8 protein-coding genes are annotated in these 10,720 nt (G+C 59.6%); 4 read left to right on the top strand and 4 right to left on the bottom strand.

Annotated elements, in window-relative coordinates; translation table 11 throughout:
- Positions 1-7 precede the first annotated feature (7 nt).
- Together G6L97_RS15980 and G6L97_RS15975 are read right to left on the bottom strand one after the other, a co-directional pair.
- The gene (locus G6L97_RS15980) at positions 8-1,162 is read right to left on the bottom strand and encodes an amidohydrolase (protein ID WP_111800222.1); all 1,155 of its coding nucleotides are present in this window, start codon (positions 1,160-1,162) and stop codon (positions 8-10) included.
- Positions 1,163-1,222: 60 nt separating this feature from the next.
- Positions 1,223-2,869, bottom strand: coding sequence for a GNAT family N-acetyltransferase (locus G6L97_RS15975; protein ID WP_111801492.1), 1,647 nt, complete (start codon positions 2,867-2,869; stop codon positions 1,223-1,225).
- Positions 2,870-3,102: 233 nt separating this feature from the next.
- Between G6L97_RS15975 and G6L97_RS15970 the strand changes: the two genes are divergently transcribed.
- Together G6L97_RS15970 and G6L97_RS15965 are read left to right on the top strand one after the other, a co-directional pair.
- Positions 3,103-3,837, top strand: a complete 735-nt coding sequence (locus G6L97_RS15970; RefSeq protein WP_003510849.1) for an SDR family NAD(P)-dependent oxidoreductase — start codon at positions 3,103-3,105, stop codon at positions 3,835-3,837.
- A 38-nt stretch (positions 3,838-3,875) separates the two neighbouring features.
- The gene (locus G6L97_RS15965; protein ID WP_035199442.1) at positions 3,876-5,228 is read left to right on the top strand and encodes an aspartate aminotransferase family protein; all 1,353 of its coding nucleotides are present in this window, start codon (positions 3,876-3,878) and stop codon (positions 5,226-5,228) included.
- Between the two features lie 56 nt (positions 5,229-5,284).
- Here the strand turns inward: G6L97_RS15965 and G6L97_RS15960 are convergent, their stop codons facing one another.
- Both G6L97_RS15960 and G6L97_RS15955 read right to left on the bottom strand, forming a co-directional pair.
- Entirely contained in the window at positions 5,285-5,722 is a 438-nt protein-coding gene (locus G6L97_RS15960) for an EamA family transporter (RefSeq protein ID WP_019564660.1), read from the bottom strand.
- 192 nt (positions 5,723-5,914) lie between these two features.
- Positions 5,915-7,261, bottom strand: coding sequence for a dicarboxylate/amino acid:cation symporter (locus tag G6L97_RS15955; protein WP_013761559.1), 1,347 nt, complete (start codon positions 7,259-7,261; stop codon positions 5,915-5,917).
- Positions 7,262-7,497: 236 nt separating this feature from the next.
- Between G6L97_RS15955 and G6L97_RS15950 the strand changes: the two genes are divergently transcribed.
- Positions 7,498-9,339: a sensor histidine kinase gene (locus G6L97_RS15950; protein ID WP_112524183.1), complete on the top strand. Its 1,842-nt coding sequence runs from the start codon at positions 7,498-7,500 to the stop codon at positions 9,337-9,339.
- A gap of 1 nt (position 9,340) precedes the next feature.
- Positions 9,341-10,705: a sigma-54-dependent transcriptional regulator gene (locus G6L97_RS15945; RefSeq protein WP_112524186.1), complete on the top strand. Its 1,365-nt coding sequence runs from the start codon at positions 9,341-9,343 to the stop codon at positions 10,703-10,705.
- Positions 10,706-10,720 lie beyond the last annotated feature (15 nt).

The following is a 10,720-nucleotide window of genomic DNA, read 5'->3' as shown; positions in this document are numbered from 1 at the left end:
CCGTTGCTTACCCCGCGTCTGTGAGGTTGCGGATGATGCGCATGAAGATGCGTGCGCCGATATCGATCAGCCCATCCGGAAAGTCGTAGTCGGGATTGTGCAGGTTGGGATAGTCCTTGCCTGCGCCCAAAAAGAACATGGCCGATGACGAGACGGCGCGGAACCTTCCGAAATCCTCGGAGGCCCGCATCGGCAAACCTTCCGACCCGTGGGAAATTTTCTCCGCAGTCAGCGCCCGCAGGATATGGTCGACGGCTTCCGGCGCATTTTCGCAATGCAGGAAAATATCGTCATAGGCGATATCGAGTGTCAGTTTCTGTTCTTCGGCCACCTTTTTTGCCAGCGCTTCCGCATCCGCGCAGAGTTTTTCCATTCGGTCGTCTGTCAGCGTCCGGAGCGTCGCCCAGATTTCCGCATCTGCCGGAGAAATGCCGAAGGCCGCTTCACCCATCACGGCATGGGTGATTGTCACCATCGAAAAATCGGGTTGCGGTGGGAAGCCGGAACCGAGATCGGTCAAAGCCGGCATCAACTCAGATATCGCCCGCATCGGCGAGACGCCATGCTCCGGTGAGGAGGCGTGCGCGGTCTTGCCGGAGAAGCGGATTTTGATGCCGCGTGATGCGCAGTTGACCGGCCCTTCCACCACGCTGACATGGCCGAATGGCAGGCCTGGAAGATTGTGAAGAGAAAAGGAATAATCCGGCTTCATCTCGCCAAAGCGCGGATCGGCGATGACGGCGGCCGCGCCCGCACCTGTCTCTTCTGCCGGTTGGTAGAGCAGTACGACGCTGCCGGTTTCCGGGCGCTTTCTGGAAAGTCCAAGTGCAAGCGCCGTCAGAATGGTGGAATGACCGTCATGGCCGCAAAGATGGCCCTTACCATCTGTGCCGGAGCGGTATTCGGCGTCGGTTTTTTCCTGAATGGGCAGAGCGTCGAGTTCCGAGCGGATGAGGACTACCGGACCGCTTTTGCCGCTGTCATAGACCGCTGCCACGCCATGACCACCCAGATCGGTGAACATCCGATCCGGTTTTGCCTGTTCGAGGAAATCGCGAATACGCCGCGCTGTTTCCTTCTCCTCGCCGGAAATTTCCGGATGGCGGTGCAGCTCATGGCGCAGCTCGATGAGGTCAAGCATATCCTTGTTGGTCAGAAACATAAAAAACCCTTGCAAGTCGTCCGGCCGATTTTTTCTGCCGCAACTTACAGGTCATTACGTTCAATGCAAAACCTTTGGCGGACGCCAGCGCTTGCCCGTCGATTTTGGCCTGGCGCTCAGCGTGATGACATCGGCAGGCAGCGGAATCCTGGCCTTTCCCAGTTCCAGCCGGGCAAGGGCTGCGCGCGCCTTTTCGGCATATTCCAGATGCGTAGCGTCGTCAGAATGGTAATGCTGCAATCTGTCGAGGATTTCGGCGCCTTCCATCGTTCTTTCGGCCGCAATCAGCGCCACGGCGCATTTGTAGAGCGCCTCGCGGTGGAAGGGGGCGCGATTGGTCACCTGACGGAATGCTTCGGACGCCTCGTGATATTGCCGTTGCGCCAACCGCGCTTCGCCTATGCGCATCCACAGCAGAACCGGGTCCTGACCGCTGCCGAGGAGACCGAGGAAAGCGATTTCCGCTTCGCGGAATTCACCGCGGTCGAAGGTCAGATTGGCCAGCCCGAATTGTGCGCCAAGGTGATCGGGCGCGGCTGCCAGCACCTGGGAAAAGGCGATGTTGGCGGCCGCCTTCTTGCCCGTCTTGTAAAGTTTGAGACCCTCTTCGTAGACGAAGCGTATGCTGCGCGGGTGGAGCTTGCCACCGAGATTGTCGCCCGAGCGGGTGCGGAACAGCGTGCAACTGAGCTTGTGCTCCTCCGGGCCGAAGAAATATTTGTACGGCTCGTTGCCTCGCAGGAAATCATAAGTCTTGAAACCCTGTTCGATCGCCCTGCGGATGCAGTGTCCGTGCAGCACGAGGCCGGGTGAGGGGGTCTTCCAGTTCTCGTCACGACCGGTAATGTAGAACAATACCGACTTTTTCTGCCGGTCGATGATGTTGGCAAGCGCGCCGAGCGGCTGGTCGCCGAACCACAGGACCGGCACTTCCAGATCGCCGCGTATATAGACATCCATCAGCATTTGCCGTGTTGCGCCGATCAACAGTTCGGTGCGCTCCTTGCCCTTGTGGGGCGCCCAGCGGATGCGCCAGAAATCGAACAGGATGCCCATGTCCCGCTTGATTGTTTCTCTCGTTGCGAAGGTGATGCGGTATTCGTCACCGCCTTCCACCTTCCTCATGAAGCGCCGGAGCTTTTGCCGGGACTGGCTGCTCATATGGCTATCGAGATAGGAGTCGAACGTGTCCGGCAGGGCCACGACCGGGCAGATGCAATTGTTGATGTTATAGGGGTTGGTCGGCATGTTGTCGCGGAACATGACGAGCGGTCCCTGAAGCGCGCGGATCATCGCGTCGCGCCGCTCCGGTGGGCCGGAAAGATAGTCGAGCTTGAGTTCGGTCCAGTTCTGCTGCCGAATATAGGAACAGAAACCGGCAACCGCGTTATTTTCATATTCCGGCAGGGTAATGAAGCCGGTGTAATCCGCCGCGGCATTGCCAGCCATGACGATGCTGTCGTGGAAGCGGCCGGTTTTCTTGTCCGGTTCGGTGACGATGCGTAGCGGAAAAAATGCCACATAGGGCGAGCCTTCGGGACGTTCCCTGAGCGCCAGGATGAACCAGCGCTTGCGGCGCGGCATATAATCCCGCAGCCAGCCCCAGGACAGGAAGTGTCGGGAATGGGGATCGGCCATGAACACCGTTTCCCAGTTTTGCCGGATCGCCTCGAAGCCGGCGTCGGTGTCGATGATGTCGATACGCATTCGTCCCCCTCCCAATACGGATCACAGATTCGGGAGGTTGCATTTTATGAGCAAATGGCCGGCTTCAAATATTCCCTTCGGGTGAAAGGCCTATATCAAATGGGATTAGCCCGTGACGCGGCTCCCATTCGTGCACCGCGACAAAATAGCCCTTGTCAGCGGGTCGCAGCACTCTAACATGCGGGCTGAATGCGCGACCGGCTCAACGGTTCGCATGGCAAAGGAGTTCTTTCATGGCTGTTCCTTTTATGCTTTTGACTGGTGCGAGCCGCGGAATAGGGCATGCCACCGTCAAGCTGTTTCAGGAAAAAGGCTGGAGAATCCTGACCGTATCGCGACAACCCTTTTCGGAGGAATGCCGCTGGCCATCTGCGCGCGAAAGCCATATCCAGGCCGATCTGGAGGACCTGTCCCGCATCGACGATCTGGCCGACGAGGTGCGCTCGCGCCTGCCGGAAGGAAAGCTGGCCGCACTCGTCAACAATGCCGGAATCTCGCCGAAGGGCGAAGGCGGTAGCCGCCTTGGCGTTGCCGACACAACGGCGGAGATCTGGACGCGGGTGCTAAACGTCAATCTCGTCTCGACGGCGCTTCTTGCCCGTGCGCTTTTGCCGGAACTGGAGGCGGCAAAAGGCTGCATCGTCAACGTTACCTCCATTGTGGGCTCGCGGGTGCACCCTTTCGCGGGCGTCGCCTATGCCGCATCGAAGGCGGGACTTGCGGCGCTGACACGGGAGCTGGCGCATGAATTCGGGCCGCGCGGCGTGCGCGCCAATGCCATAGCGCCCGGCGAAATCAACACCGCCATCCTTTCACCCGGAACCGCTGAACTCGTGGAAGCGCAGGTCCCGCTCGGGCGGCTAGGCACAACGGCGGAGGTGGCGCAGACCATCTACTTCCTCTGCTCGGAGCAGTCGAGCTACATCAACGGCGCAGAAATTCTCATCAATGGCGGCCAGCACGTCTGACGCTTCAGCCCATCCAACCGAAACGGAGCCTTTATCCCATGACCATTCTGCCGAATTCCGTCGAGGCACGCGATATAGCCTACCAGATGCATCCAAACGTCAATCTGCGTAAATTCGAAAAGACCGGTGGTCTGGTCATCGAAAGTGGTGAAGGCATCTATGTGACCGACAGCAGCGGCAAGCGTTATATCGAGGCGATGGCAGGGCTTTGGTCTGTGGCGCTTGGCTTCGGTGAACAGCGACTGGTGGACGCTGCGACGAAGCAGATGCAGAAGCTGCCCTATTACCACACCTTTTCCTACAAGACGCACGGCCCGTCGGTCGATCTTGCCGAGTTGCTGATCGAGCTTGCGCCAGTGCCGATGTCGAAGGTTCATTTCACGTCTTCGGGATCGGAGGCGAACGATCTCGTTGCCAAGATGGTGTGGTATCGCTCCAATGCGCTGGGCAAAAAGGACAAGAAGAAGATCATTGGCCGCATCAAGGGTTATCATGGCGTGACGATTGCCTCTGCCTCGATCACCGGCCTGCCGCGCAACCATGAAAGCTTCGACCTGCCGCTGGACCGCATGCTGCATACGGCCTGCCCCTCCTATGTGCACTTCGGCAAGCAAGGTGAAAGCGAGGCGGATTTTACCGCGCGTATTCTGAAGGAACTCGAAGATCTGATCCTCAGCGAAGGCCCGGAAACCGTCGCCGCCTTCTGGGGCGAGCCGGTGATGGGTGCCGGCGGGGTTCTTCTTCCGCCTGAAGGTTATTGGGAAGGTGTGCAGGCGATCCTGAAGAAATACGACATTCTGCTTGTCGTGGACGAGGTCATCTGCGGGTTCGGCCGCACCGGCAAGATGTTCGCCTGCGAGACCTACGGCATCAAGCCGGATGTGCTTGTTGTTTCCAAGCAGATATCTTCATCCTACATGCCGCTGTCGGCGATCATCATGAATGACGGTTTCTACCAGCCGATCGCCGACGAATCCGACCGGATCGGCTCCTTCGGCCATGGTTATACCGCCTCCGGCCACCCGGTCGCGACGGCCGTCGGTCTCGAAAACCTGAAGATCATTCAGGAGCGCGATCTGGTCGGTAATGTCGCGAGGCTGGAAGGCAAGTTCCTCGATCATCTGAAAGCGCTTTCCGGCCATCCGCTGGTGCATTCCTCGCGCGGCGTCGGTCTTCTTGGCGCGCTGGAGATAAAGCCGTGGGAAGGTACGAAGCCGGGCGATGCGACGCTCGCCATTGCCGCCGGCATTGAGGATGAGGGCGTGATCACTCGTCCGATCGGCGAATCGATCTGCTTCTGTCCACCGCTGATCATCACGGCCGAGCAGCTTGATGAGCTGTTCGCCGGCGTTAAGCGGGGACTGGACAAGGTTGCGGCCGCACGCGCCTGATGACTTTGCGAATTTCCTGGCCGGTTCGTCCGGCCGGGCACCGCTGTCAGCTTGCCTTATCCCCGGTATGCCACAAGCACCGCGCCGCAGGCGATTAGCACCACACCCAGCCAGTTTGGCAGCGACAGCCGTTCCCCCAGAAACAGAACCGCGAAGACGGCGACGAACACGACACTGAGCTTGTCGATGGGGGCGACGCGGGCGGCATCGCCGATTTTCAGCGCCCGGAAGTAACATATCCAAGATGCGCCGGTCGCCAGCCCCGAAAGCACGAGAAAGGTCCAGGTCCGCGCCGAAATGGTGGAGGGCTGCTGCCAGTTGCCGGTAACATAAACCATCAGGCCAGCGGCAGCGAGAATGACGATGGTGCGTATGAAGGTGGCGAAATCGGAATTGACGTTTTCGATGCCGATTTTCGCAAAAATCGCGGTCAATGCCGCAAAGGCCGCCGATAGCAGCGCCCAGAATTGCCAGGCCAGAAACAGGTTCTTCATAAGGGCCTACTCCGTTTTTCGCATTCGTTCTCGCTCGATCTGGCCTATAACATCCGCACGGCGATAAAAACCGTTTTCGACGGTTGGGAGGGCTTCAAACGATGAAAGGCCGGAGCATCGATCTGATGCGCCGGCCTTCATGCGAGAGCCTGCCCGGACAAACCGGGACAGGCTGGACCTTGGGAGGTCGTGTTATTCGGCGGGCTGAACCGCACCCGGAAGCGAATCCACATCGGCGATGCCGGTGAATTCTTCCTTGCCGCTGAGAACGCGGGCGAGCTGCTCCTGATCCAGTTCACCTTCCCAGCGGGCAACAACGATGGTCGCGACCGCATTGCCGACGAAGTTGGTGAGTGCGCGGCATTCCGACATGAAGCGGTCGATGCCGAGGATGAGCGCCATGCCGGCAACCGGAACCGACGGCACGACGGAGAGCGTTGCGGCCAACGTGATGAAGCCAGCGCCTGTGATGCCGGCAGCACCCTTGGAGGAGAGCATGGCCACGAGCAGCAGAAGGATCTGTTCGCCGAAGGAGAGGTGGATGCCGGTCGCCTGTGCGATGAACAGGGCAGCCAGCGTCATGTAAATGTTGGTGCCGTCGAGGTTGAAGGAGTAGCCGGTGGGGATGACGAGACCGACGACAGAGCGCTTGCAGCCCGCCTTTTCCATCTTGCTCATCAGGCCCGGCAGGGCGGCTTCCGAAGACGAGGTGCCGAGAACCAGCAGCAGTTCTTCCTTGATGTAGCGGATAAGCGCGACGATCGAGAAGCCGTTATAGCGGCAGACAGCGCCGAGGACCACGAACACGAACAGTGCTGATGTGACGTAGAAGGTGCCGATCAGCATCGCGAGGTTGGTGACGGACGAGATGCCATATTTGCCGATGGTGAATGCCATGGCGCCGAAGGCACCGATGGGGGCGGCCTTCATCAGGATCGCGACCAGCTTGAAGATCGGATACATCATGGCATGCATGAAATCGGTGACGGGCTTGCCCTTTTCGCCGACGATACCGAGCGCGATGCCGAACAGCACGGAGAAGAACAGCACCTGCAGGATATCACCGCTGGCGAATGCGCCGACGATGGTGGTCGGGATTATGTTCATCAGGAAGCCGGTGATGGTCTGCTCATGGGCCTTGTCGGCGTAGGTCGCGACGGCCTTGGCATCCAACGTGGCCGGATCGATGTTCATGCCGGCACCCGGCTGCACAGTGTTGGCGACGATGAGGCCGACAATGAGCGCGAGGGTGGAGAACACGAGGAAGTAGATCATGGCCTTGCCGGCCACGCGTCCAACCTTCTTCATATCGTTCATGCCGGCGATGCCGGTTGCGACAGTGAGGAAGATGACGGGAGCGATGATCATCTTGACGAGACGGATAAAGCCGTCGCCGAGCGGCTTCAGCTGTTCGCCAAAGGCCGGATAGAAATGGCCAAGCGCGATACCGGCGATAATGGCGACCAGAACCTGGAAATACAGGTGCTTGTAGAATGGCTGCTTGGCGTGGCCTGCCGCCACGGTTGTTGTATCGATCATGTTTTTTCCTCCTCGGCCTCACCCTGCCTTAATTGGCCTCCCGGGATCGCCGTGTCGTTGACGGCTTCGCGCCGATTGAGGAGTCATGAGCAATACGCATGCCAGACTTGCTTATTTGGTGTAACTGGCTGATTTAAAAAGTACTTTTTATTGACGCCGTATCAGCTCGCCGGCGTATGTGCGGATATCCGGACAAAACCTCTTGCGGTCTGTGTGTAAATCCGCACAATTGTCGTATGACCCAAGAAGATCAGGCCTCTCATTCCCAGGCACGACGGCGCGCTCAATGGCTGGCGTTGGTGGGCTTGTGGCTGCTCGTCAGCCTGGGAGTTCTGTTGGTTGCCGATGACTTTGCGCGAAACCAGGCAATACGCACCGCCGCGTCCGAGGCCTCCACCGATGCCGAACTCAAGATCGCGCTTCTGAATGTCGCGCTCGAGCGGCCGCGAGCCATTCCGCTGGTTCTGTCCGGCGATCCCGACCTTGCGACTGCGCTGGATGGCGGTGGCGCGTCTGCCATTGACCGGCTGAACCGCAAGCTGGAGGGGCTGATCGAAGGCACGCAGTCCTCTGTCATCTACGTGACCGGACCGACCGGCTTGACAATTGCCTCGAGTAACTGGCGACAGGCCGACAGCTTCGTCGGCTCCAATTATGCCTTCCGCGAGTATTTTCAGGCGGCGATGAATACCGGCATGTCCGAACATTATGCGCTTGGCAATGTCAGCCGCCGGCCGGGCCTTTATATCTCGCGCCGCATCGATGCCGCAGACGGTCGGCCGCTCGGCGTCGTCATCGCCAAGGTGGAGTTCAACCGTCTGGAGGCGGATTGGAACATCGGCGGCAAACCGGTCTATGTGGTTGACAGGAACGGCGTCGTGCTGATGACGAGCGTGCCGGATTGGCGCTTCAAGACCGTAGCGCCGATTGACGAGGCGCGACGCAAAGCCATTTCCGAAAGCCTGCAATTCGGTAACGAGGCGCTTACGACGCTGCCGTTCCGGATGGCGCGACTCTCGAGCGACGGCGTTCCGCTCGTCCGTGTCGATGACCCGGCAAGTGAGCGCGGCGATTATCTGCGGTTGGAAACGCCGGTGCCGACGACCTCATGGACACTGCATTATCTGCAGCCGGTGGCACCGGCGCTGAACGCCGCCATTCGCGAGGGCAGGGTGGTGGCGCTGGCAACGCTGATGCCGCTGATGGCGCTTTCGGCTCTGTGGCTGTGGCGCCGGCACAAGGCGCTGAGGGAAAAGGAAGAGGAGCAGCGCGCCCGCACCGAGCTGGAAATGAAGGTGCAGGAGCGCACCCGTGACCTGACGAGGACCCGCGACCATCTTCAGGCGGAAATTGCCCTGCACGAAAAGACGACAGGTGAATTGCGCAACGTGCAGCACGAGCTAGTGCAGGCCAACCGTCTCTCCATTCTAGGGCAGGTGGCGGCGGGCGTTGCCCACGAAATCAACCAGCCGGTAGCGACGATCCGCGCCTTTGCCGACAATGCCCGCACCCTGCTGAAACGCGACCGCATGGCGGAGGCCAACGAAAATCTCGAAAACATCGCGGCATTGACCGATCGCATCGGCACGATTACCGGCGACCTGAAGATATTGGCGCGCAAGGGCCGCACCGCTGCCGAACCGGTCAGTCTCAAACTGGTCATCGAAGGCGCGGTGATGCTGTTGCGCAGTCGTTTTTCCGGACAGATGGATGCACTTGATATCGTGTTGCCGGATCAGGACCTGAAGGTGCTTGGCAGCCGCATCCGGCTCGAGCAAATTCTCATCAACCTTCTGCAAAACGCACTGGAAGCCACTGAAGCGATTGATGCGGCGCGTGTCGAGGTGCGGGTGCGCGAGGAAGGGGACATGGTCTTGCTTTCGGTCAGCGACAATGGGACCGGCATTCCCGAAGCGATCCGCGCCCAACTTTTTTCGCCCTTTAATACATCCAAGGAAAGCGGCCTAGGCCTTGGTCTCGTCATCTCCAACGATATCGCCTCCGATTATGGCGGGCGTATTGAGGTAACGAGCAGCGAGGCAGGCACGTCTTTTTCCGTATATCTGAAGCGAGCATGACATGATGGCAGGTGGAACCATATTTCTGGTGGATGACGACTCCCAGCTGCGCAAGGCGATGGTGCAGACGTTGGAACTCGACGGATTGCCCGTCACCTCCTTTTCCCGCGCCGAACAGGCACTTGCAGCGCTCAACGAGGATTTCGACGGCGTCGTCATCACCGATGTGCGCATGCCCGGCATGACCGGGCTTGAGTTCTTCGACCATGTTCGCAGGATCGATGCCGACCTGCCTGTTATCCTCATCACTGGCCACGGTGATGTGCCGATGGCGGTCGATGCCCTGCACAACGGCGCCTATGATTTCATCGCCAAACCATTCCCCGCCGAACGCATGGTTGAAAGCGCCCGCCGCGCGCTGGAAAAGCGCCGCCTCGTGCTGGAAAACCGCGCGCTTCGCCGGGCGAGTGCTCAAGCCGAGGACGATTTGCCGCTGATTGGCCAGACGCCCGCAATGGAACGCCTGCGCACCACGCTCCGGCACATTGCTGATACGGATGTAGACGTGCTGGTGGCAGGTGAGACGGGCAGCGGCAAGGAAGTGGTGGCAACGGCGCTGCATCGCTGGAGCAAGAAGCGATCCAGGGGCAATTTTGTGGCGCTGAATTGCGGTGCGCTGCCGGAAACGGTGATCGAAAGCGAGCTTTTCGGCCATGAGCCGGGTGCTTTCACCGGTGCGCAGAAAAAACGCGTTGGTCGCATCGAACATTCAAGCGGCGGCACGCTGTTTCTCGACGAGATCGAAAGCATGCCGCTTGCCGTACAGGTGAAGATGTTGCGCGTTCTGGAAATGCGCGAGGTCTCGCCACTCGGTTCAAATGAGGAGCGACCGGTCGATATTCGCGTGGTGGCGGCGGCGAAGGTGGATCTCGGCGACCCGGCCGAGCGTGGCACGTTTCGCGAGGACCTATATTACCGGCTGAATGTGGTGACGCTGTCGATACCGCCGCTGCGCGAACGCAAGGCGGATATTCCGCTGCTGTTTTCGCACTTCGTCACCAAGGCCGCCAACCGGTTCAACATGCCGGTGCCGCAGATCAGCGCCGGCGTTTCCCGCCGCCTTAACGACTACGACTGGCCGGGCAATGTGCGCGAACTCGGGCATTTCGCTGAAAGGGTGGTATTGGGGCTGGAGATGGATGCGGCCACCACGACTGTTTCGCAATCGAGCGTTCCGGCTTCCGGCACCCTGCCAGAGCGAATGGATGAAATGGAAGCGCAGATCATTCGCGAAACGCTTGTGCAATCTAATGGCGACGTGGCCGAAACCATTGCGACACTCGGAATTGCCCGCAAGACCTTTTACGACAAGCTGCAACGTCACGGCATCAACCGGGCGGATTATGTGAAAAACGGCGCTGCTTGAGGTGCCGCAGGATCT

It is taken from the genome of Agrobacterium tumefaciens, assembly GCF_013318015.2.
Classification (GTDB): domain Bacteria; phylum Pseudomonadota; class Alphaproteobacteria; order Rhizobiales; family Rhizobiaceae; genus Agrobacterium; species Agrobacterium tumefaciens.
Note: the sequence above shows the minus strand (reverse complement) of the source record. Positions and strands in the feature narration are given on the sequence as shown.

What these genes read in the sequence shown, in the direction of transcription:
- G6L97_RS15955 (WP_013761559.1), bottom strand. Translation starts at nt 7,261, where the DNA reads ATGATCGATACAACAACCGTGGCGGCAGGCCACGCCAAGCAGCCATTC.
- G6L97_RS15950 (WP_112524183.1), top strand. Translation starts at nt 7,498, where the DNA reads ATGACCCAAGAAGATCAGGCCTCTCATTCCCAGGCACGACGGCGCGCT.
- G6L97_RS15975 (WP_111801492.1), bottom strand. Translation starts at nt 2,869, where the DNA reads ATGCGTATCGACATCATCGACACCGACGCCGGCTTCGAGGCGATCCGG.
- G6L97_RS15970 (WP_003510849.1), top strand. Translation starts at nt 3,103, where the DNA reads ATGGCTGTTCCTTTTATGCTTTTGACTGGTGCGAGCCGCGGAATAGGG.
- G6L97_RS15965 (WP_035199442.1), top strand. Translation starts at nt 3,876, where the DNA reads ATGACCATTCTGCCGAATTCCGTCGAGGCACGCGATATAGCCTACCAG.
- G6L97_RS15945 (WP_112524186.1), top strand. Translation starts at nt 9,341, where the DNA reads ATGATGGCAGGTGGAACCATATTTCTGGTGGATGACGACTCCCAGCTG.
- G6L97_RS15960 (WP_019564660.1), bottom strand. Translation starts at nt 5,722, where the DNA reads ATGAAGAACCTGTTTCTGGCCTGGCAATTCTGGGCGCTGCTATCGGCG.
- G6L97_RS15980 (WP_111800222.1), bottom strand. Translation starts at nt 1,162, where the DNA reads ATGTTTCTGACCAACAAGGATATGCTTGACCTCATCGAGCTGCGCCAT.